The organism is Spartinivicinus ruber (assembly GCF_011009015.1).
Classification (GTDB): Bacteria; Pseudomonadota; Gammaproteobacteria; order Pseudomonadales; family Zooshikellaceae; genus Spartinivicinus; species Spartinivicinus ruber.
Genome location: NZ_CP048878.1, coordinates 6,100,108 through 6,122,978, shown reverse-complemented (window position 1 = coordinate 6,122,978; position 22,871 = coordinate 6,100,108). Strand labels below are relative to the sequence as shown.

16 protein-coding genes are annotated in these 22,871 nt (G+C 42.4%); 10 read left to right on the top strand and 6 right to left on the bottom strand.

The annotated features are described in order from the left end of the window. Positions 1–111: 111 nt before the first annotated feature. From G4Y78_RS27610 to gshB, 3 genes are all read right to left on the bottom strand, one after another. Positions 112–687, bottom strand: a complete 576-nt coding sequence (locus G4Y78_RS27610; RefSeq protein ID WP_163836157.1) for a YqgE/AlgH family protein — start codon at positions 685–687, stop codon at positions 112–114. A gap of 65 nt (positions 688–752) precedes the next feature. Beyond that, complete coding sequence (locus tag G4Y78_RS27605; protein ID WP_163836156.1) at positions 753–1,631, bottom strand: energy transducer TonB; 879 nt, start codon at positions 1,629–1,631, stop codon at positions 753–755. A gap of 143 nt (positions 1,632–1,774) precedes the next feature. Then, entirely contained in the window at positions 1,775–2,731 is a 957-nt protein-coding gene (gene gshB, locus G4Y78_RS27600; protein WP_163836155.1) for a glutathione synthase, read from the bottom strand. Between the two features lie 320 nt (positions 2,732–3,051). On the opposite strand from gshB, the gene pilG reads away from it, so the two are divergent. From pilG to G4Y78_RS27560, 8 genes are all read left to right on the top strand, one after another. Further along, positions 3,052–3,447, top strand: coding sequence for a twitching motility response regulator PilG (gene pilG, locus G4Y78_RS27595; protein ID WP_163836154.1), 396 nt, complete (start codon positions 3,052–3,054; stop codon positions 3,445–3,447). An 83-nt stretch (positions 3,448–3,530) separates the two neighbouring features. After that, positions 3,531–3,905, top strand: a complete 375-nt coding sequence (gene pilH / locus G4Y78_RS27590; protein ID WP_163836153.1) for a twitching motility response regulator PilH — start codon at positions 3,531–3,533, stop codon at positions 3,903–3,905. 11 nt (positions 3,906–3,916) lie between these two features. Continuing rightward, positions 3,917–4,459, top strand: coding sequence for a chemotaxis protein CheW (locus G4Y78_RS27585; protein WP_163836152.1), 543 nt, complete (start codon positions 3,917–3,919; stop codon positions 4,457–4,459). Between the two features lie 94 nt (positions 4,460–4,553). After that, the gene (locus G4Y78_RS27580) at positions 4,554–6,590 is read left to right on the top strand and encodes a methyl-accepting chemotaxis protein (RefSeq protein WP_163836151.1); all 2,037 of its coding nucleotides are present in this window, start codon (positions 4,554–4,556) and stop codon (positions 6,588–6,590) included. Between the two features lie 58 nt (positions 6,591–6,648). Then, positions 6,649–7,518, top strand: coding sequence for a CheR family methyltransferase (locus G4Y78_RS27575; RefSeq protein WP_163836150.1), 870 nt, complete (start codon positions 6,649–6,651; stop codon positions 7,516–7,518). A 15-nt stretch (positions 7,519–7,533) separates the two neighbouring features. Beyond that, entirely contained in the window at positions 7,534–14,193 is a 6,660-nt protein-coding gene (locus tag G4Y78_RS27570; RefSeq protein WP_163836149.1) for an Hpt domain-containing protein, read from the top strand. Next, positions 14,186–15,256, top strand: a complete 1,071-nt coding sequence (locus tag G4Y78_RS27565) for a chemotaxis protein CheB (protein WP_163836148.1) — start codon at positions 14,186–14,188, stop codon at positions 15,254–15,256. The genes G4Y78_RS27570 and G4Y78_RS27565 overlap by 8 nt, the downstream gene beginning before the upstream one ends. Positions 15,257–15,314: 58 nt before the next feature. After that, complete coding sequence (locus G4Y78_RS27560; protein ID WP_163836147.1) at positions 15,315–15,776, top strand: chemotaxis protein CheW; 462 nt, start codon at positions 15,315–15,317, stop codon at positions 15,774–15,776. A 552-nt stretch (positions 15,777–16,328) separates the two neighbouring features. Here the strand turns inward: G4Y78_RS27560 and G4Y78_RS27555 are convergent. The 3 genes from G4Y78_RS27555 to G4Y78_RS27545 form a co-directional block, all read right to left on the bottom strand. Then, entirely contained in the window at positions 16,329–16,688 is a 360-nt protein-coding gene (locus G4Y78_RS27555) for a hypothetical protein (protein WP_163836146.1), read from the bottom strand. Between the two features lie 194 nt (positions 16,689–16,882). Next, on the bottom strand, positions 16,883–17,719 hold the full coding sequence (locus G4Y78_RS27550; RefSeq protein ID WP_163836145.1) for a hypothetical protein: 837 nt from the start codon (positions 17,717–17,719) through the stop codon (positions 16,883–16,885). Positions 17,720–18,058: 339 nt separating this feature from the next. Continuing rightward, a complete protein-coding gene (locus G4Y78_RS27545; protein WP_163836144.1) occupies positions 18,059–18,325 on the bottom strand; it encodes a DUF4404 family protein in 267 nt (88 codons plus the stop codon). A 364-nt stretch (positions 18,326–18,689) separates the two neighbouring features. On the opposite strand from G4Y78_RS27545, the gene G4Y78_RS27540 reads away from it, so the two are divergent. Further along, a complete protein-coding gene (locus G4Y78_RS27540; protein ID WP_163836143.1) occupies positions 18,690–19,853 on the top strand; it encodes a hypothetical protein in 1,164 nt (387 codons plus the stop codon). Positions 19,854–20,088: 235 nt separating this feature from the next. Next, positions 20,089–22,788 carry a retention module-containing protein gene (locus G4Y78_RS27535; protein WP_163836142.1) on the top strand — a complete coding sequence of 900 codons (2,700 nt, stop codon included), beginning with the start codon at positions 20,089–20,091 and terminating at the stop codon, positions 22,786–22,788. Positions 22,789–22,871: the final 83 nt, after the last annotated feature.

The following is a 22,871-nucleotide window of genomic DNA, read 5'->3' as shown; positions in this document are numbered from 1 at the left end:
AATTAGTGATTGGGGTAAAGACAGAAAAATGCTCCTTACTTGATCTGCATTCCTACCATCATTGGTAATTAAACGAAAACAGCAAACCATAAAAATCATTCGTGAAGGGTATCAGGCGTGGCCGACTTCTGTGGAGAGTAAGTGTAAATCGACTCCAATTAATGCTGCAGCAGCTTCCAAACGTTTATCCATTGGGGTTTGAAATAAAATCAATGGATCAGCATCACAGGTAAGCCAAGCATTGTCTTTAATTTCACGTTCTAGTTGACCTGCTTCCCAGCCAGCATAGCCAAGTGCCACCAAGGCATTTTCTGGGCCTTCATTTTTAGCCATCGCTTGCAGAATATCTTTGGAGGTAGTCAATTGAATGTTAGGTGATACCGAAATGCTAGAGTCCCATTTATGCTCTCCAGGAGTATGAAGCACAAAACCGCGTTCGAGTTCTACTGGCCCGCCAGCATAAATAAGTTCGCTTTGATAGCGATTGTTAGAATTGGGCTCAATGCCTACCTGACGAAAAATTTCACCCAGAGTTAATTGAGTGGGACGGTTTATTACAATCCCCATTGCACCTTGCTCGTTATGTTCGCAAATAAAGGTCACTGATTGCGAAAAATTAGGGTCCATTAAATGGGGCATGGCAATGAGAAAGCGATTTCTTAAGCTGTCAGGCACTTGTGTTTTCATACCCCTAAGTATTGGGGTATGTATAAGGGAACACAAGGCTAAGCTTGGAAATTTTTTGCCTGCTGTTAAAAACTTGAAAGGTAATTGCCTTTTTCAAAGCGGAAGGTACGAATAATCTCGACTTTATCAAATTCTCTTAAATCATCACCAAAAGGTGCATACGGTGCTGCTAATTTAACGATACGAATAGCCGCATCATCGAGTACTTTTTTACCTGATGATGACGAAATTTCTACCCGATCGAGACTGCCATCAGCATTAATAACAGCGACTAAACGTAAACTGCCATAAATTTTATTCTGTCGGGCTTTGTCTGGGTAATTGATGTTGCCTACTTTTTCTACTTTTCTGCGCCAGGCTTCCTTATAAAAAGCACCTTTGTCTCGCATGGTAGAAGCAGCTGTAATCCGGTGAATTTTAGGACGTTTGGCATATTGCTGGGCTTGTTGGTCAAATTGTGCCTCAAGTGCAGCCACCTCGGCATTTAAGTCAATTTGAGGTTTGGTTTCTTCTCGACGATTGGTTTTCTGTTTTTCCTGTTGCTTAGTTTCTGCTGTAACTCTCTGCTTGGATCGGCTGGTGGTGGTTACCAGGTCAGACTTTTGCGTTTGCTGTTGTTTTACTACCTGCTGCTGTGGTTGTGGTGATACTTTTCGGTGCTTAGTGTCGGCAATTTGAGCTTGCTGGTTGGTTGTTACCCTGGCTTTTTCTTCCAGAGTACCACTGCCTTCCTGGTCGGCTTGAGCTAAGAAGTCGGCCTCTTTAGGGCGCTTTTTGCTTTCGTAAGAGGCCAGAGTGATTTCAAGGGCTTTGCTAACTTCTGGTGGGTCAAGTAGGTCAAAGCTGATAAGTAAGAGTAATAAGTGAGCGCCGATAGCAACAAAGGTCGCAAATAATAGCCTGTCCGTTGATGAATTATGTGCGTATGCTTCTGCTATAGCCATCTGCTTTTACATCCAAACTTAAGTCAAATGCCCATACTATGAGATAGTCGCTAGTTACTGAGCTAGAGCTGCTACATCTCATACTGGAGCTTAATTCAAACAAACCGCCGAGTCTGCCAACATTGCTGGGAAAAGTCTATGAATCAGCTTGCAGCTTTTATCTTTTGGTAAATGGTATCCATTAATTGTCCTGCAATGTCTAAATTGTAGGCCTTATCAATCTCCCTTATACAGGTCGGGCTGGTGACGTTAATTTCTGTAAGATAGTCACCGATAACATCAAGGCCAACAAAAATCAGCCCTTTTTCTTTTAATACAGGGCCAATAGTCGCTGCAATGTGCTTATCTCTGTCTGATAATGGCTGTGCTACACCAGAACCACCTGCTGCGAGGTTGCCACGAATTTCACCTACAGGAGGAATTCGTGCCAGAGCATAAGGTATTGGTTCACCATCAATCATTAGAATACGCTTGTCGCCTGTTTTTATATCCGGTACAAATTGTTGCGCCATAATTTGTTGCTGGCCAAAATTTGTTAACGTTTCTAGAATAACATTGGTATTCGCATCGGGGTGTTTTACTTTAAATACAGAGCTGCCCCCCATACCATCCAGTGGTTTATAAATAACCTCTTGGTATTCACTGGCAAATGCTTTCAGAATGTCGGCGCGACGACTAATTAAGCTGGCCGGCATTAGCTCAGGAAAATGGGTTGCAAAATATTTTTCATTGCAATCACGTAAACTTCTTGGCTTATTTACAACCAATGTGCCGTGTTGTTCAGCTTGCTCGAGTAAATAGGTGCTATAGATGTATTCGTTATCAAACGGTGGGTCTTTGCGCATTAAAATCACATCAAGCTCAGCTAATGGTTTATCATGGGCTTCTCCTAATGCGAACCAATTATTAGGATCGGCTTGAACAGATAATTCTTGCATGAGGCCTTTGGCTACACCGTTTTTTTGGTAAAGGTTGGCCTGTTCCATATAAAACAGTTGCCAGCCTCTAGCCTGAGCAGCAAGTAACATCGCCAGTGAGCTATCTTTGTGATAATTGATCTGGCTAATAGGGTCCATGACTATGCCGAGAGAAATATTCATTTAGTGACCTGTAGTTTTGCTGAGGACTAAAAATGCATTGAGCAAAAAATGTTATGTCCCGAAGTTTACCCTTATTTAGAATTGATAGCTAAACTATTATAAAGCTTGTTAAACCTTATACATCGAGAGTAGTAAAATGTCTTAATATTATGTGAATACTGCTTATCAGGCAGTTTATTTAGACCGCTTGGTTATAGTACTTTATAGATTGCACTAAGAATGTGTGTTAAAACAAAAAATGACGCGGAATTCTGACAGCTTCTGTGGTCTAACCACTGACTAAAGTTGAAGAGTAACCCTAAGGCTGAAGGCGTTAGAGTATGGAAGACAACTTCGAGAGTTTAAAGGTAATGGTGATCGACGATAGTAAGACGATTCGCCGCACTGCAGAAACTCTACTTAAAAAGGTTGGCTGTACTGTGGTAACAGCAACAGATGGGTTTGATGCACTGGCTAAAATTGCCGATACCCAACCCAACATTATTTTTGTGGACATTATGATGCCCCGTTTAGATGGCTATCAAACATGTGCCCTGATCAAAAATAACAGTGCATTCAAAGCCACCCCTGTTATCATGTTATCTAGTAAAGACGGTTTGTTTGATAAGGCAAAAGGGCGCATTGTAGGCTCTGATCAATACCTGACCAAACCGTTTAGCAAAGAAGAACTACTTGGTGCAATACGCGCTCATGTTCCTTCAGCTAACAATGCTTAACTTTTTTTTCAGGTGGTGCCAGTAACTGTAAAAATTCAGCATCTACAGTTAACTGGTATAAGTGAATTAATTTTGGGGGAATTATGGCTCGAGTACTGATTGTAGAGGACTCACCCACTGAACGATATAAGCTGAAAGAGATGCTTGAAAAGCATGGCCATGATGTACTGGAAGCTGAAAATGGCGCTGATGGGGTTGCATTAGCGAGAGATCAGAAGCCAGATGCCGTCTTAATGGATATCGTCATGCCTGGTTTAAATGGTTTTCAGGCGACTCGACAATTAACGAAAGATCCTGGCACAAGCCATATCCCAGTTATAATTGTTACTACTAAGGATCAGGAAACTGATCGAGTATGGGGTAAGCGGCAAGGAGCAAAAGACTATTTGACGAAACCTGTCGAAGAGTCTGTTCTCGTTAAAACCTTAAATAATGTACTGGCGGAAGCAAGTCGTTAAGGTTGCAAACAATGGCCGAGGTGCAAACTCCATTTAAAATCCTTCAGGATATTGCCAAACGAAGCAAACAGCATGCAGCTGGCTTGCCTGCTCAGGTTGAGGTTAAAGCTCACTGGAGTGGTGTAGGTTTTCGTATCGGTGACCAGCATTTTGTAGCACCGATGGAAGAGGTGGCTGAGATATTACCAGTCCCTAATTATACTCAGTTACCTGGTGTTAAGCCGTGGGTAAAGGGTATTGCTAATGTGCGTGGGCGACTGATTCCGATTATGGATTTACCTGATTTTCTAGGTGATCGACTTTCTACTGTAAGAAAGTTACGTCGGATATTAGTTGTCGAGTACAACGAAATAGTCAGTGGTTTGGTGGTTGATGAGGTGCTGGGGATGCAGCACTTCGCCATTGATGGGTTTATGAATCAAATCCCACGAGAAACACCAGAAAGTTTGCAGTCTTTTCTCACTGGCTCGTATGAGCGCGATGATGATCTATGGCTGGTATTTAGTCTGTTTGCCTTAGCAGAGCATCCTGATTTTTTGCAGGTAGCTGTTTAATGGGTATTCAGGGAAGCAGGCGGAGAGTCTGCTTGTGATGGTGAATTGCGATAACAAACATAAATGTTGTAGGCCATGCGGGGGCCATTAAAACATGAAGGGTAAAGCTAAGAACCAAGCCTTTGTGCTTGTGGCTGTTTTAATCGTAGTGGTTATTATTGCGGTGGTTGCAGCAGCGTTTATTTTGTACGACGTCAACGTAAAAGCCACGCAGGATAAGGAATATATCGGTCATGCGGGGGAGCTGAAAGTATTGTCTCAGCAGATCGCCAAAAACGCGACCGAGGCAGCCAGTGGTACAGAAGAAGCATTTTTATTGCTTAACCAGGCGCGTAATAATTTCCAGGCCCGGATGGATATTTTGGAAAATGGTGAAGCAAGTTTGCCACCAATCGTAGAGCAAGGCTCTACCAATGTTGATGGGCAAATGACCAGCTTGAAGTCAACCTGGGATAAGGTAAAAACTAACGCAGATAGCATCTTACAAACAGAGGATACGGTTCTATCCTTACACGACGTTGCGGCAACCTTGTCTGAAACTATTCCACAGTTACAAATTGAATATGATGAGGTGGTTGAAATTTTGCTCGACAATAATGCACCTGCAGACCAGGTTGCAGTAGCGCAGCGTCAGTCATGGCTGGCTGAACGGATTGTCGGTAGTGTAAACAAAGTATTGGAAGGTACTGAAGAATCAGTAATGGCAGCAGACAGTTTTGGTCGTGATGCCAGTTTATTTGGCCGGGTATTGAACGGCATGATTAATGGTGATGAGTCACTGAATATTACCAAAGTAGCTGATGAAGAAGCGATTGATCGCTTAAATGAAATTAGTGACTTGTTTGAGTTTGTTAGTGGTAGTGTGGACGAAATCTTGGAGACTTCACCTGAATTATTCCAGGTTCGTGAAGCATCTGACCAAATTTTTACCGATACCCAACAGTTGTTGAAAGATACTTCTGGTTTAGCAGAAGCCATTGAAAACCTGACTGAAGAAAGACCATTTAAGACCTATTTTGGGCTGATTTTTGGTTTAGTTGGTCTGGTTGCGGTAATTGGTATCGGCTTTGTACTAGTAATTGATACCCGTAACCGCTTGCGTGAAACAGCAGAAGCTAACGAAGCCAACCAGAATGCGATTTTACGATTACTGGACGAATTAGCCGACTTGGCGGATGGTGACTTAACCGTTTCCGCAACAGTCACCGAGGATTTCACTGGTGCGATAGCAGACTCTATTAACTTCTCTATCGACCAATTACGACAGTTGGTAACTACTATTAACGAAACTGCAGTACAGGTGTCGTCTGCTGCTCAAGAAACCCAGGCTACAGCAATGCACTTAGCCGAAGCATCTGAGCACCAAGCGCAAGAAATTGCTGGAGCATCTGCAGCGGTTAACCAAATGGCAGTTTCTATCGACCAAGTATCTGCCAACGCGGCTGAGTCAGCAGCGGTAGCAGAACGCTCGGTGGGAATTGCGAACAAAGGTAATGAAGTTGTACAAAATACCATCGCAGGGATGGATACGATTCGTGAGCAGATACAAGACACATCTAAACGTATTAAGCGTTTGGGTGAATCTTCTCAGGAAATCGGAGATATCGTATCGCTAATTAATGACATCGCCGACCAAACTAACATTCTGGCATTGAATGCGGCAATTCAGGCATCGATGGCAGGCGACGCAGGTCGTGGTTTCGCGGTGGTAGCGGATGAGGTACAACGTCTTGCGGAACGCTCTTCAGCAGCGACAAAACAAATTGAGGCGTTGGTAAAAACGATTCAGACTGATACCAACGAAGCAGTTATTTCGATGGAACAAACGACATCTGAAGTAGTTAAAGGTGCTCGATTAGCTCAGGATGCCGGTGTCTCTCTGGAAGAAATTGAGAAGGTATCCAAACACTTAGCAGATTTAATTCAAAACATTTCGAATGCCGCACGGCAACAGGCTTCATCTGCTGGCCACATTTCGAATACGATGAATGTAATCCAAGAAATTACCTCACAAACTTCTGCTGGTACAAATGCCACTGCGAACTCTATCGGTAACTTGGCAGAGTTGGCGACAGAAATGCGTAAGTCGGTAGCGGGCTTCAAATTGCCAGAATCAGAAGCATTGAATTAATTGGGTAATAGGAGGTCATTGACAATAACCAACGAGGTGCTTATTAGGTTGTGACACCATGACGGTGACAAATGAGTGGTCATTACAAGCTTTGCCTGATATGGATCAGGCTCAGTTCGAGCAATGGAAGACATTGCTCGAAGAACGCACAGGTATGACTATTACTGAACAGCGCAAAAGCTTTTTGCAAACCAGTGTCGGCATACGTATGCGTGAGCTTGGGTTCAGTAGTTACCAGGCTTACTACGAAGAAGTTGCCACTGGCCCTTCTGCTGCAAGAGAGTGGGCTACGCTGGTGGATCGCTTAACGGTTCAGGAAACGCGCTTTTTTCGTCATGAGCCTTCGTTTGATGTTGTCAAAGACTTCTTGCTTCAACGTGAAAATCAAGAAAAAAAATCTGTTGAAATCTGGAGTGTTGGTTGTTCAACAGGGGAAGAGGCTTACTCGCTTGCCATGTTGGCAGATCAATGCCTAAGCAAAATAGGCAAAGGTTACTACTTTGGAGTTACTGCAACTGACATTAGTGTGCCTGCCTTAGCCAAAGCCCGACAAGGTATTTACCATCACCGTAAATTAGAAACCTTGGATAACCAATTGTTGTCAGCCTACTTTGAAGATAAGGGGCAACAACGTTACGAAGTGGTTCCTCGGTTGAAAGAACGGGTCTGCTTTGCCAGAGTAAATGTATTAGAACTGGATAAAGCGCCCATGCACGGGATGGATATAATTTTCTGTCAGAACTTGTTGATTTACTTCCGTCGTTGGCGACGCAAAACCATACTTAATCGTTTGGTTGAGCGGTTGGCTCCTGGCGGCTTAATGGTATTAGGTCTGGGAGAGGTGGTTGATTGGGTTCACGCTGATCTTCAACGTACTCACAGTGACAGCGCGCTTGCTTTTTATCGTAGCAAGGCAAGCAGCAAATAGTTTGGTGGAGTAGTTATGGGCGATCGCCACGACTATGTAGCCCTGGACTGGGTTAAACCGGAAATAGATGAGGAGCTCAAACGCGCCAGACAAGCTTTGGAAGCGTTTGTAGAAAATCCACAAGACTCAACCCGGATGAGGTTTTGCCTCAACCATATTCACCATGTGCATGGTACATTGCAGATGGTTGAGTTTTATGGGGCTGCATTACTTGCCGAAGAAATGGAGGCATTGGCACAGTCTTTATTAAATAACACTGCGCGCAGCGTGACTGAGGCGCAGGAAGTGCTAATGCAGTCGATTCTGCAGTTGCCGATGTATTTGGACCGAGTGCAAAGTGGTCGACGGGATTTGCCTGTTATTTTGCTGCCTATTTTAAATGATATTCGGGCAGCTCGGGGTGAAAAACTACTCTCTGAAACGTCGCTATTTTCTCCAGCCTTAGAGCATAAATATCCAAAGCTAAAACCCACAGCTATTCAAAAACTACAAGGCGAAAATTTTAATACCTTGCTGAAAAAACTACGGCAGATGTATCAATTTGCCTTGGTTGGGGTTTTGCGTGACCAGCATATGGCAGAAAACCTTAATTATATGACGAAGGTTTTTGGTCGCTTAGAGCAGCTTTTCCTAAAAACGCCTTTAGGACAGTTGTGGTGGATTTCCAAAGGGGTTGTTGAAGGTATTGCCAATGGCTCTATTCATAATGGCAGCTCAGTACGTTCATTATTACGACAGATAGAACATGAATTAAAAAGAGTGGTAGATGAAGGCCCGGCAGCTTTAAATGAGCCTGCCCCTGATGATTTAATAAAAAATTTACTTTATTACGTTGCTAAATCAGATAATGAAACACAGCGTATTAGAGAAATAAAAGATAAATATAACCTCGATGATGCTTTGCCCAGCGAACAAACTATTATAGCAGAGCGTGATGCCCTAGCTGGCCCTGATAAGGAAGCAGTAGGATCAGTTGTAGAAGTATTGATTGAAGAGTTAGTAGAGGTTAAAGAAGCACTGGACTTATTTGTTCGAGATGCCAATAAAGAAGCAGAACACTTAAAAAAACAGCTACCTACATTAAAAAGAATTTCTGATACGGTTGGTGTGCTTGGGCTTGGTATACCGCGAAAAGTATTAGTTGAGCAAACCGAAATTATTGAAGCCTTGGCAAATAATGAACGTCCGCTTGATGATAACACCCTGATGGATGTGGCTGGCGCTTTATTATATGTAGAAGCCACTTTATCTGGCATGTTGCAAGAGCCTTTAGCCAAAGAAGGGGAAGAGGAAAAAGACGCATTAATTCCCGCTTCAAAAATTACTGAGGTGCATGGGGCTGTCATTCGTGAAGCACGTAATGGCTTAGAGCAAGCAAAAGACGCCATTATCGAGTTTATTGCTTCGCAATGGGATCATGAAAAACTAAAAGATGTGCCAACACAGCTCGATGAGGTGCGTGGTGGTTTGGCCATGATTCCATTAGAGCGTGCTTCTATTCTGATTGCCGCCTGCCAGCGTTATGTGAAATTGGACTTGCTGGTAAAAAAAGCTATTCCACAATGGCAGTCGCTGGATACTTTAGCGGATGCTATTACCAGTGTTGAATATTATTTAGAGCGCTTAAGCGAAGACAACACAGCACAAAACGAACTGATACTTGATGTCGCTGAAGAAAGCTTGATGCACCTTGGCTTTAAAAAGCCAGAGTTGCGTGGTGAGGTGCCATTGGCACCAATGCCTGCTGAACCTAAACCAGAAGAAGCAGAACCAGAAGAAGAGTTTGATGTTGAAGGCCTCATTAGCGATGACATGAAGCCTGGCAAGCCAGCGGTAAAAGAAGAACAGCCGCCTGAGTTAGAAGAAGCAGTAATTGAGGAAGCTGTCACTGAAGAGCCAGAAGCTGAGATAGCTGAAGAGGAGATCACTGCAGAAGAATTACCAGAATCACCAGAAGCTGAAGGTGTCGAAGAGGTTGAGTTCACCTTAGATACTGAGGCATTGGAAGCAGAAGAACCAAAAGTATCAGAAGAACAACCTGCTGAAGCAGTGGCTGAAGAGGTAGCTGAAGCACCAGTAGAAGAGCCTGTTGCTGAGGTAGAGGAAGAAGATGATTTAATTGATGATGAAGTCATCGAAATCTTTATTGAAGAGGCTGGTGAAGTTTTAGAAACCATTGGTGAGTTTTTCCCACAATGGAGAGCCAGCCCAACTGATAATAATGCCCTGACAGAAATACGGCGTTCATTCCACACTCTCAAAGGCAGTGGCCGTTTGGTAGGAGCAACTGTTGTAGGTGAGCTAGCCTGGTCAGTTGAAAATATGCTGAACCGGGTAATAGATGGGACCATTGAAACGACCGATGCGCTATTTAGCTTAATTGAGCGAGTTCGGCTTGCACTGCCAAGCTTAGTGGCTGACTTTGAACACCGACGACAGAAGCAGACACCACTGGTTGACTCTTTAATAGCAGAAGCTGATGCTTACTCGAAAGGCCAGCCTTATGAGGCACCTACTCCCATTGTGGAAACCCCAGAAGGGGAAGGAGCTGCTGCGCAAAAGGAGTCTCAAGCCGCTGAAGCTGAGGAGGCAGTCGCCCCCTCAGAGGAAACTGGTGGCCGTTTAGCAAGACTAGAGGAAGCAGAAGAAGAGGAAGTCGATCCAATCCTGCTGGAAATTTTCCAGAACGAGGCTGCTTCGCATATCAAAACAGTGGGGCTGTTTATTGACCACTGTCGAGCTTACAACGAACCACAACCTATCTCTGATGAGCTGCCACGGGCTTTACATACTTTGAAAGGCAGTGCGCACATGGCAGGGGTAGAACCTATTGCACTGTTGGCAGGGCCGCTGGAAACCTTAGTGGTTGACTTACGTAACCACATAATCAAGGCCGATGCAGACATCGTTAACTTACTTGAGGAAGCTAACAACTTATTTGAAGCGAGTGTGCCTCAAGAAGGGAAAGTTGCCCCATTTAGTCAGCCACAGCTAGAAGCGTTTTTGAATAAAGTGGCGCAAATTCAGCAAGAGAAAATTGTCTCGGCTGTTGAGGGCGAACAGCTTGGAGAGGTTCGTGAGCCACAAGGCCTTGGCTTTTTATCCGAAGGGATGGAACTGCTGCTGGATGCTGGTGAGATACTCATGCAGTGGAGCCAAAAGCCTGTACCAGGAGACGAGCTGGATCAGCTGATTAATGAGTTAACATCGCTGGTTGAAGGTGCTGAAGAAGCTGAGCTGTATGCATTAGCTGAGCTTTGCGAAGCATTGCGTGACACCTATGTGGCGGTTTTAGAAGGGCGTATTTCGCTTAGCGACGAGTTCTTCCAAGTTGTGAAAGATGCTCATGAGCAGCTGATCAGCATGATGGATAACATTGCTGCTGTTCAATCTGTTGAGCCTGCTCATGAGCAAATTCAGCAATTGACCCAGTTATTAGAGTCTGCTAAGCCCGCTTCAATCAGTGAAATGGAAGAAGAAACCATTGATTTGGGTGAAATGCCTACTCTTGAGGTCAGCACCGATGTAGACCTTGATATTGAAGCAAAAATCTTTGCTGCAGAAGAAGGCTTGGAAGCGGGGTATGAGCAATATGATGGGCTGGAAGAGCCTGGAAAAGACGATTTAATCCCTGAAGACGTTAACCTTTCTGATTTGGCAATCGAAGAGCAAATTGTAATTGAAGAGCCTGAGGAAGAACTCTCAGTTACAGAAGAAGCAGCAGGGCCAACAGAAGAAGAAATCGCTAAAGCAGAACTAACCCGTGATCCTGAATTGGTTGAAATCTTTTTGGAAGAAGCCAATGACATCATGGAAAGTACGGCCACCTCGCTCCATAAGTGGATTGAAGACCCTAGCAGCATGTTTGAGGTTGAGGAACTGCAGCGTGATCTACATACCCTAAAGGGTGGTGCCAGAATGGCAGAGATCAGTGAAATTGGTGATCTTAGTCATGAACTAGAGTTCTTATATGAAGGCCTTAGTGATGGACGCTTAAAAACAGCCCAGCCATTATTTGATTTGCTGTTGCAGTGTCATGATCGTTTGGCAGATATGCTTGATGAGTTACGCAGCACCAACTATTGCCGACCAGCTGATGACCTAATTGCTTGTTTACATGCTTTCCGTACCCATCCAGAAGCAGGCGTGCCTGATTTAAAAGAGTTTGCACCAGCTAAACAGCCTGAGAAAAAAGCAGTATCAACTGAACAAGTGAAGCCTGTTGCACTGCAAGAAGTGCCTACGTTAGCAGTCGATTTAGATGATTTAAGCCTGGCTGATGAAGATGTGTTGGAAATCTTTCTAGAAGAAGCCAGTGAAATAGTTGAAAGCATTGAGCACACTGCTGACAACTGGAGCAAAGAGCCAGCAGCGGCTCAATATGCTGATGAGTTATTGCGTCATTTGCATACCCTCAAAGGGGGAGCCAGGTTAGCGGGGCTAAGTAAGTTAGGTAACTTTACTCACGACTTTGAGTTATTCATTACTGAAGCTCAAAACAAGCTGCCAGATGTTGAGCCTGATTTCTTTAAAGAAGTGATGTCTCGACAGGATATCCTGCTGGTACATGCAGATGCTGTAAAAGGCTTTATGAAGGGTGAGCAGCCAGTAGTGCCTGCTATTAGTGGAGAGCTTGAACAGCCGGCTTTTGAAGTTACAGAGGAAGAGGGTGAGCTGCTGCGAGAAGAAGCATCGGCAGATATTATCCCGTTTACTCCACCTAAGCCTGCTGAAGGACGACAGTTGGCAAATGGTATGCCTGCTAAGGTCAGCCCTATTTCTAAAGCACAACAAATGCTGCAAAGCAGTCGCCGGGCACCGCAGGAAATGGTGAAAGTACCTGCTGACCTACTGGAAAGTTTGGTGAACTTGGCTGGTGAAACCAGTATTACTCGTGGTCGGGTTGAGCAGCAAATCAGTGACATCAGCTTTACCTTAGAAGAGATGCATACCACTATCGAGCGGGTACGTGAACAGCTGCGCCGACTGGATATGGAAACGCAGGCTCAGATTATCTCTAAACATGAAGCCGACTCTGGCATGCACATGCTGGACTTCGACCCGCTGGAGATGGACCAATATTCAGAGTTGACCCAGTTATCTCGCTCGCTGTTTGAGTCTGCCTCTGACTTGATGGACTTAAAGGACGCTCTAACAGACAAAAACCGTGATGCGGAAACCTTATTGTTGCAGCAATCCAGGGTAAATACTGAGCTGCAAGAAGGCCTGATGCAAACTCGAATGGTGCCCTTCAGCCGATTGTTGCCTAGGCTTCGCCGGATTGTGCGGCAAGTGTCTACTGAGTTAGGCAAACGGGTTGAATTCAACGTGTTAAATGCTGAAGGGGAAATGGATCGTACAGTGTTGGAGCGGATGGTTGCCCCGCTAGAACACATGTTACGTAACGCCGTGGACCATGGTATTGAGTCTGAAGAAGCCCGAGCTAACTCAGGTAAAGAGCCTGTCGGTCATATCACCCTTAGTCTATCTCGTGAGGGTGGTAATGTGATGTTAGAGCTAGCTGATGATGGAAGTGGCGTCAACATTGAAGCCGTGCGTGCCAAAGCCATTGAGCGTGGTTTGATGGATGCGGATGCAGACCTGTCTGACAGCGAAATAATGCAGTTTATTTTGGAGGCAGGGTTTAGTACGGCGAAAGAAGTTACTCAGATATCCGGACGTGGTGTGGGGATGGACGTGGTCCATAGTGAAATCAAGCAGCTTGGTGGTAACGTAGTCATTCAGTCCCAGCCAGGTCAAGGTACCACCTTTGTGGTCCGACTGCCATTTACAGTGTCTGTTAACCGGGCATTGATGGTTTACATTGGTGATGACCTATATGCTATTCCATTGAACAGTATTGAGGGTGTGGTACGTGTTAGCCCCTATGAGCTGGAAGCTTATTATGAAGAAGATGCACCAGATTTCGAATATGCTGGCCAGGATTACAAGCTCAGATACTTAGGCGATATTCTCCATAAACGTGGTAAGCCTAACTTGCAAGGAATCATGGCACCATTACCTGTAATCTTGACCCGTGGTGCAGAACATACCGTTGCACTGCAGGTAGACAGTTTAGCGGGTAGTCGTGAGATCGTGGTAAAAACCTTGGGTGCACAATTTGCGTTGGTGAATGGTGTGTCAGGTGCCACTATCTTGGGTGATGGCCGGGTGGTGATCATACTTGATCTGGTTGCTCTGATTCGTACTGACTATGCTCATCATGCCCTAGCACCTGTTGGTGTCACTATTGAGGCGCCAGTCGAAGAAGTTATTGAAGAGGCTGAGATTGAAGAGGCTAAGATCCCAACCATTATGGTAGTCGACGACTCAGTTACTGTACGTAAAGTAACCTCTCGCTTGCTGGAACGTAATGGCTATGAAGTAATGACAGCCAAAGATGGTGTAGAAGCTATAGCTCAGCTGCAAGACAGAAAGCCAGATGTCATGCTGTTAGATATTGAAATGCCACGGATGGATGGTTTTGAAGTAGCCAGTACTGTTAGAAATGACCGACGTTTGAAAAACCTACCTATCATTATGATTACCTCGCGCACAGGTGAAAAACACCGTGAGCGGGCAATGTCTATAGGGGTTAATGAGTACCTAGGCAAACCATTCCAAGAAGGGCCTTTATTAGAAACCATAGAACGAATGGTAAAAGTGAATGGTTAGAGCGGTAAGCAATGTACACCACGGTAAGGTGGGTGTTATTGCTGATACCTCTTTACAGCGTCATCTTATTCAAGCACTGATCCAGGCGGAGGGTTATCAGGTTACTTTTAACCTAGCGCCAGATCGTGTTGATATTGACACTTTAAAGTCAGCAGTTGCAGCCTGGTATGTTGATTTAGTTTCTGATGAGTCAGACTGGTCTGACTTTATTGAGCTAATTCTTGAATATAGCGATGTTCCGGTACTATTTGGCGATGGTGAAGAAGCACCACCAAGAACCTCTGAATATTACCATCGATGGGAGCGCAGGCTTTTAAGCAAACTGGCTAATGTGGTACCTCTACCTCCAACTCAGGTAGCTGAAGCGGAAGAAGCGACCCCTCTTGCTTTTGATGCCCCTAAAGAAGCTGTGCCTCTACCAAGTATATTGGCTAACTTAGCCGCTGAACCACCAGAAATTCCGGAACGCGTTTGGGTTTTAGGGGCATCTCTAGGTGGCCCAAGTGCAGTTAAACACTTTTTAGACTGTTTACCTGGCAAGCTACCCGTTGCCTTTATTTATGCGCAGCATATCGATTCCAGCTTTGAAGAGGTGCTAGGTAAGTCAGTAGGACGGCATAGTGAGTTTAATGTGGTGTTAGCAAAACATGGCCAACAGCTGGCCCATGGTGAAGTGCTGATAGTTCCTATTGATCATGTAATAACCTTTGACGAGCAAGCCCGTGTAGTTAAAGAGTCTAAAGCATGGGATGGGCCTTACAATCCCTGTATTGATCAGGTGATGAATAATACCTTGCAGCGTTTTGGCCAGCATAGTGGGTCCATTATTTTCAGTGGTATGGGGCAAGATGGTGTAATAGCCGCAGCCAATTTTAAAGAAATTGGTGCGCCTGTTTGGACTCAGGCACCTGAAAGCTGTGCTAGCAGCTCAATGCCTGATGCTGTAATTGATGCAGGGCTCAATCAATTTAGTGCAGATCCGGTTGGGCTGGCAGAACAGCTAGTGCAACATATTGCTGATGAGGTAAAAAATAACCCTCCACAGCGAATTAAAACCAGTTGATTGTGTTAATTACATAGTTAAAGCAAAAAATATTTGCTTAAAATATAGGTAGTTGAATATGGCAACAGAACAGGAAGGCCAACTATCCGCTTTACTGGTACCAATACAAGATAAAATGCTATTGGTACCTAACGTAACCATTGCAGAATTAATTAATTTTGAAAAACCCAATGCATCTGGCGATACCCCTGATTGGCATTTAGGTCAACTCACCTGGCGTGAGCAAACTATTCCGGTAGTATCATTTGAAATAGCCAATGGTGAAGAATATCGCGGTGACACTTCCAACGCCCGGGTAGCCATCGTCAACGGCATAACTGGCCAGAGAGAATTACCATTTTACGCCATTATTGTGCAAGGTATCCCCCACTCAGTAAAACTCACGGAAAATGAAATAGTAAAACAGGATGAAAATTTAGGTGAAGTTGAAATGCTTGCTGTCCAAGCGTCAGGAGAGCCAGCCGTCATTCCAAATTTAGATAAATTAGAAAAAATGATTCTAGATTTTGGGTTAGCATAAAAAATTAATAATAAGGCGCCCAAAAGAGACATGGTCGCCTTATTATTGTAAGCAATGTAAAGATAGTTGAGTGGAAAAAAACCATTTGCTATTTATATTAACGAGTCTCTTAGTATTTTAAATTAAAGCTTGCTTTGATAATACTAAGAATATTTGCCTCATGCTTATTTATTGCATATAGCCCAATCAGCTAACGTGGGTACTTGAGTTGGCTGATTGGTTTTTTTTATCTCTTCGAAGAAGCTAAATATCATAGTACAGAGTCGCTTCTGTTATCTTTTCATTCCTCTAGCTGTAAAAATATGTGGTTTGTTAATTTGTATGAAATAAAGTTGCCTTCATACTGGTTGTTTAAATATTTTATAAGAGAGTGTTACCCATTTTTCATCACCCAGGCTAAACGTTTTTTTATAAATGTCCATATTAACAATAGTGAATATTAATTTTTGAAACAAATTTACTTGGTCGGAATATAGTTAAATAAAAGGGCTTCACTACTTAGTGAGGCAATTAATAACTTGTTATAAAAAGTAGCTGTTATTTCCTATAGTATTATTTTGAGTTCTTAAATACACCTTGAGCGAGTGCTTTATAGCTTGTGTATCCAAATAAGCTTTCCACTTGATGCAAAGGAAGGCGCACTATATATGGTTCTTCACTAACCTGGCATTTTGTGTTAAGTAGTTCGGTGTTTTTAATCTGCTCTTTACTATCTATGCAGAGCTCTAATTTATCTGCATATTCTACATCACCTATTTCCAGCTGGTCAGCTAATGCTAACTCTTTTTTAATTTCAAAGTGATATAGAATCTCATCCTCAACAACAAACTGCGTAGTTGCTGTTGTTGAAATGGCCAATAATAAACCTGCTAATTCCTTCTCCTTAGCTTGAAATTTTTCATTGTTCTTCAAGGGAGTAAATTATACTACATGTGAGGTAAAAAATAAAGATTTAGTGTTAATAAGTGCATAGGGCAATGTCAGGTTTTGATGTTGCGCAGAGGCTATTTTTTGTTGGTTTTAAAGGCTAAATAATTAGCTTTTTATAGTGCTTTTCTATGATTTTTTGTGTTAACTTGCAGTGTGGTTATAAGTATTTAATGTGCTTACTCACTATCAGTTTTCGTATTGATACTCTGTTTTTCCAGTAACCGTTGAATTTTTGTTTGCACAGCGCTGGCTACTGCTTTGGCGATAATGCCATGTTGGGTGAACAGTGGGGCGATTGCGGCTTTTAGTTCATCTTTGATAGTGGGGATGAGTTGATTAAATGGCCCTAAACTGTTGATGCTTATATTGAGCTGTTGGTATGGCATGCGAAACTCGCTTACTACTAGCTCAGTTAGCTTCATTTGTTTAGTGCTCATGGTGACGTCGATATTGGCTTGTGGTGCTAGGCTTTCGATGATTGCGATAGCTGTGGCTGATGATGGGTTAGCGATTAGTTTGGGGCCTCCCTCGGTTTTGACATAACCTATAACAACCAAGTTGTCCAAGTAGAAATTCACGCAGCCGCTTGCTTGGATTTCTTCACTGCTTGGTGTACTAACGTCGTATATGTGCAGGTTATTTATGCGTAATGTAGATAATCCTTTTAATTCATCAAATCCAGTGCTTACTGAGCCATTGGCGCATACTGGCACAGAGGGTACTTTAACTGTTACCCCTAATATGTGAGTGCATTGTTGTGGCATACAAATGGGGCCAGAAATTTTAGCCACCATTGTTTGATTAAAACCAAGTGGGTCTAAGTGGTTAATAACGTCGCCAAATAGGTTGGTGGTAATATCAGCTATTTTGTGTAGCTCTTGGTTAGCTTGTTGTACAATCTCTTGCAACAGCTTATTGAGCACTTCCAGGTAGGGGCTCTCCTGGTATGCCTGTAGCACTGCTTTATCACCAGTAGGTGACTTAAGTGCTTGTGCAATTAGTGCTTGCGACATTAGTAACAGTCCGTCTTATAAGCTCTATAGTTATATATAACCAGTACAACTCATTTTAGGTGTGGATATCTACAAGTATATACTCACAGCGAAGGTTTTTTAGGCAAGGCATCGAGCAATGAAGCCCCAGGAGTTTATATTCAATAAATGACTGGGGTGACAGTTAATTGCTCCTGTATTAACTGCATTTCCACCAATCCCTGGCGGTCAAGAGCGAAGATAACAAAGCCTAAAAATTATTCGCGAAGAGTAACAGTCTTTATGGATATAGGTGATACTGCACATGTTGTAAAGTTATAAAAATGTTGCATAATTTTGGCGCTTATATAATATCAATTATTACACGCCAATATTTTTCAAACCGTCCAATAACTGTTGTATAGCTTCGGCTAATGCAGGGTGTTTATCTGAAAATTTGATTAATTCCTGTTCTAACTGGTCAATGATAGTATCCACAGGGGTGCCTTGGTTAGGGTTGGCTATGGCCAGGTTAAGTTCTTCTGCAATGGCTTTTAGTTCACCAGTGGTGCATTCGTCTGCTGCATCCATTGCCTGGATAATATTTTGAATTTGATCTACATGGGGCTTAAGCCGTTTCGGTGCCATTATAAATCCTCAGTTAGTTTTTACTTTGACTTTATCATTTGACAGGTTATTTGTCGTATGTATCAGCTTATCTTTAAATTTTTATTTAAACTGTAGTTTCACTTTATAAGATTAACCTGTAGCAATTATTTTAAAAATTCAGGAAGGATCTGCTTATAGTATTGACTGAGTTGTAAGTAGATTTCCATTTATTATTTAAACTTTTAACTATATGTAATTAAAACTATATTAGTTATTCAGAATAAGAATTAAAGTTTTTCTAGTGGCTGAATGCGTGATTAGTACCACGGTACAATTGTGATATATCTTCAGTTTCCTTAAATTTGCGCCTTTTTTTGACCAAACAGTTAACATAGAGGCGGCAATGATAAACCAGAGTTCAGAAATTCCTTCTCCCCAGCAACAGGTTTTTATTGGGAAAGTTAAGTCAGCAAATGGCAAAGTAGTCATTATTTCTGAAACAGGTTTACAGCGTTTCGTTGAAGCAGGTGGTTTGGTATTTCGTAATGATAAGGTGTTAGGTCAAGGGACTGAAACGGTTCTTGAGTTCATCGATGGTAGTCAGGTGGTTTTAGGTAGACAAGACCAAGTTACTCTGACAGAAGACGTTTTTGCCAATGAGAGTTTAGAGCAATTGGTAAAAGAAGCTAGCACTGACCTTGATACTTTGCAGAATGCTAGAAGTGAACTAACCAATGCAGATGTAGCTGAAAATAGTAAGCCTGATCAAGGCTCGACGATTTACACCACTATTGAAAGGGATTTTGCTGAAATAACTGTAGAAACAGAACTGGTAGATTCAATCCCTGAAGAAAAAACGCCATTTGAGCAAAAGCAGCAACCGCTGATTGTGCAAGATATTTTAACTGAGGATTTAGTACTATTTAATAATGTCAATCAGCTGGTAAATAACCAACCTGAGGCTCCAGTTGAATATCCTTTACTAACTGAGGTTGTTTCAACAAAGGGTGCTGAAAAATTTGAATTAAGATCCCAGAAAACTAATGAGAAACTGGCTGAGGGAGCATCTGATACAGTAGAGCCGCTAAGCAAACGCTTTGTTAAGCATAGTGAATTATCAAAAACTGGTAGTAAAGTTATTACTGAGCAAGAGCTGATTGACCTATATAAAGGTAGTTTAAAGAAATTTTTTGTTGAAGATGTTGATTTGAAATGTAATGAAGTGGGTGAACTTACTTATATAAAAGAAAAAAATAGCTGGAAATTTACGGCTGCACCTGACTTTTCTACTGATACTCTTAGTATTAAATTGCTGGTGACAATCACTGATGGGAATAAGCGTGATGAGCTAACGGTGAAATATTCTGTGGGTCAACAAACGTTATCTGTTGTGGAGCAAAACCCACTACCAATAAAAGACTTAATTGTAGAAAAAGATGGGGCTGAAGTTGTTTTTTCTCAACAACCTACAGCACCTAAATATGTATGTAGTGGGTCATATGAAGCTTCGGTTACAGTTATATCAAGTCAGGAATTAATTGTTGATAATAATCAATATGATATATAGTTCCCCCATAACCTTATAAAGTACTTTAGTACAAAAAAGCCAGTATTTGCTGGCTTTTCTATATTAATAGAAGTCAAAAGCATAGTTTATAAATAGAAACACTATTAATACCTTACTTATAACTAGATAGATGTAGTAAATAATGTGACTAGTACCCAAGTACAATTGTGATGTAGTTTGCAATTTAGTTACAACTAAAGCCTAAGTGTTCTCCCATATTGTAAGGAGTTACAAAATGGCTTCTCATCAGAGTGATTCAGTTGACCCAATCCCCCAGCCCATTGGTTATGTAAAGCAAGTAGTTGAGGCTACTGTAATTGCAGCCAAAGGGGGTTACCGACAGTTATACTCAGGTGAGCCAGTTTACCCGTTCGATAAAATGATTAACCACAAGGGCGTAATCGTTGTTGAGTTTGTTGATGGTTCCAGGCTTGATATGGGGCCAAGTGATCAAACAGTGCTTGATCAAGATGTGTTTGACCCAGAGGAAATACCAGAATCAGCAATAGAAACAACAGATGTTGATGCTTTACAACAAGCTCTGCTTGCAGGAGCAGATCCTACCCAAGTATTAGCCCCAACAGCGGCAGGTCCAGCAGCGGGTGCATCTCTAGAGGTTTTAGGCAATGATGGGACTGGTGGTATAGCTACGATTGTTCGAGAGGGCTCAGAGACCATCGCGACTAGTGGCTTTACCACCAGTGTTCTGAATCTATCAGAACCAGCAGATTCTATAGTATTTGCTGGTGAGCCAGAGGTGCCTTCACTTGGTCCTTCGGAACCGGAAGTACTAACAGAACCTTCACCCTTTGAATTTCCTGATGAAAATACCCCGACGGAAATACCTGATGAGCAGTTTCCAGAAGATGCTAATGGTGAAGCTGGAGGGGGCACTGAGCCTGTAGACACAACTCCTCCCTCTATCAGCTTAAATCCACTTGGTTTAACTAGTAATAATGCTCCAGAAATTTCAGGCACGGCAGAGCCGGGTAGTAATATTGTCGTGACAGTGGCAGGTCAAACATTAGCTACGGTAGCAGCAGAGGATGGTAGCTGGAGTGTAGCATTACAACCTTTAGTAGATGGTAGTCATACTGTAGCAGCGAGTGCTACTGATGCCAGTGGTAATCAGTCAGAAGATGTTACTGAGATAATGACAGTTGATGCCTCTGGCCCAGAAATTAATACCACTAATTTTGCTCTATTTGAGCAAAGTGTTGCTGGTGATATTGTAGGGCAGGTAACTGCAATAGATGTTAATGGGCCAGTTAATTATCAATTTCAGACTGCAACTGACTTATTTGAAATCGACAGTGAAACAGGTTTGATAACGCTTACTAGCGCTGGTGCGGCTGCCGATTTATTAAACTATGAAACTGGCCCAAACTTGGCCGAGTTAACAGTAATAGCCACTGACAATTTAGGTAATCAAACCAGCCAATTAATTAATATTAATATTATTAATGTCAATGAGGTGCCTGTTGCAGAAGATGATACAGGCATTATTAAACTTGGAACCTCTGCTAATTTAACCGGTAATTTATTGATAAATGATACAGAACCTGATGGTGATCACTTAACTGTTAATGAAGTGAATGGTGCGCAACTAGGGGCAGGTAATAATGTTATTAGTGGCTTGTATGGTGACTTAACTATTCAGCAAAATGGCAGTTATAGCTATCAACAACATAATATAGATTTAAATGACGGACTAGTTGCTCATTGGACATTTGATGAGCTTAAAGGCAAGCAATTCGATGATATTGCAGTAGGTGATGCTGTAAATGATAAAGGGAAATTAAAAGGTAACGCTACTTTGGTTGATGATGCTATTAGTGGCAAAGCATTAAGCTTGGATGGAGCTGGCGACTATGTCGACTTTGGTAATTCCAACGAAATAAATAATTACCAAAGTAATAAACCTATTGGTGGTGCTGGGTTTTCAGGTCGTTCAATAAGCTTTGGCTTTAGAGTAGATGGCTCTGATCTGGACAGCCGCCAAGTGATTTACGAAGAAGGCGGAAATGTTCGCGGTCTAGTTATTTATATTGAAAATGGCGAATTAATTGTTGGTGGTTACAACAGGACAGATGGTGTTAACTGGCAGGGTAGTTATGCCAATACAGATATTACCAATCTCGATACTAACGAGTGGCATCATGTAGCACTTGTGCTAGACCCTGATAACAAGCAATTAACAGGTTATTTAGATGGTGATAGCTTTCATCAAGTGCAGGGGGATTTACTTTATCGGCATCCAGGGGATATCAGTATTGGTCGTACTGGGGATCAAAATGTATTTCTCGATAATGATGGAGTAGCACGGGTTGATACCAGTCCTAATTACTTCAAAGGCTTGGTGGATGACGGCTTGGTTTATAACCGGGTATTAAGTGATGTTGAAGTTAAAGCCTTACATACCGGAGAGTTATCAGAAAACTTTGATTATCAATTATCTGACAGTGAACTTGTTGCACAGGCAAGTTTAAATATTACATTAACAGGCAATTTAACAGGTGGCGCCACTGATGACACAGTATTAGGCGGTGATACAATTGATTTAATAGCGGGTGGTGCAGGCAGTGATACCTTAACGGGGGGGAAAGAAGGCGATCAGTTTATATGGTCTCTGCAAGATGAGGGGACTGATGAATTACCTGCTATTGATATTATTAAGGATTTTAATGTCCAGCAGGGAGACACACTAAACTTAGCAGATCTACTCATTGATGAGGAATTTAATAGTTTGGATCAATATTTAGCTTTTAATTTTGAAAATGGCTCAACCACCATTAATGTAAGCCATGCAGGAAATGGTGAAATTACCCAGCAAATTGTTTTAGAAAACTTCGATTTGTCCAACCATTATGGCACAACGGATACGGCAGAATTAATTGATAATCTATTGGATGATGGCCATCTGATTGTGGATTAAATTTTAGTTTTTATTTCCTATATTTATTCTTTTCTTTTTATAAGCACCATAACCAAAAAAATGGTGCTTATTTCTTTTTTATT

Excerpts from the sequence above, each read along its gene's own strand:
- G4Y78_RS27535 (WP_163836142.1), top strand. The coding sequence starts at position 20,089 with ATGGCTTCTCATCAGAGTGATTCAGTTGACCCAATCCCCCAGCCCATT.
- G4Y78_RS27605 (WP_163836156.1), bottom strand. The coding sequence starts at position 1,631 with ATGGCTATAGCAGAAGCATACGCACATAATTCATCAACGGACAGGCTA.
- G4Y78_RS27550 (WP_163836145.1), bottom strand. The coding sequence starts at position 17,719 with ATGTCGCAAGCACTAATTGCACAAGCACTTAAGTCACCTACTGGTGAT.
- G4Y78_RS27585 (WP_163836152.1), top strand. The coding sequence starts at position 3,917 with ATGGCCGAGGTGCAAACTCCATTTAAAATCCTTCAGGATATTGCCAAA.
- G4Y78_RS27575 (WP_163836150.1), top strand. The coding sequence starts at position 6,649 with ATGACGGTGACAAATGAGTGGTCATTACAAGCTTTGCCTGATATGGAT.
- gshB (WP_163836155.1), bottom strand. The coding sequence starts at position 2,731 with ATGAATATTTCTCTCGGCATAGTCATGGACCCTATTAGCCAGATCAAT.
- pilG (WP_163836154.1), top strand. The coding sequence starts at position 3,052 with ATGGAAGACAACTTCGAGAGTTTAAAGGTAATGGTGATCGACGATAGT.
- G4Y78_RS27545 (WP_163836144.1), bottom strand. The coding sequence starts at position 18,325 with ATGGCACCGAAACGGCTTAAGCCCCATGTAGATCAAATTCAAAATATT.
- G4Y78_RS27565 (WP_163836148.1), top strand. The coding sequence starts at position 14,186 with ATGGTTAGAGCGGTAAGCAATGTACACCACGGTAAGGTGGGTGTTATT.
- G4Y78_RS27580 (WP_163836151.1), top strand. The coding sequence starts at position 4,554 with ATGAAGGGTAAAGCTAAGAACCAAGCCTTTGTGCTTGTGGCTGTTTTA.
- pilH (WP_163836153.1), top strand. The coding sequence starts at position 3,531 with ATGGCTCGAGTACTGATTGTAGAGGACTCACCCACTGAACGATATAAG.
- G4Y78_RS27570 (WP_163836149.1), top strand. The coding sequence starts at position 7,534 with ATGGGCGATCGCCACGACTATGTAGCCCTGGACTGGGTTAAACCGGAA.
- G4Y78_RS27610 (WP_163836157.1), bottom strand. The coding sequence starts at position 687 with ATGAAAACACAAGTGCCTGACAGCTTAAGAAATCGCTTTCTCATTGCC.
- G4Y78_RS27560 (WP_163836147.1), top strand. The coding sequence starts at position 15,315 with ATGGCAACAGAACAGGAAGGCCAACTATCCGCTTTACTGGTACCAATA.
- G4Y78_RS27540 (WP_163836143.1), top strand. The coding sequence starts at position 18,690 with ATGATAAACCAGAGTTCAGAAATTCCTTCTCCCCAGCAACAGGTTTTT.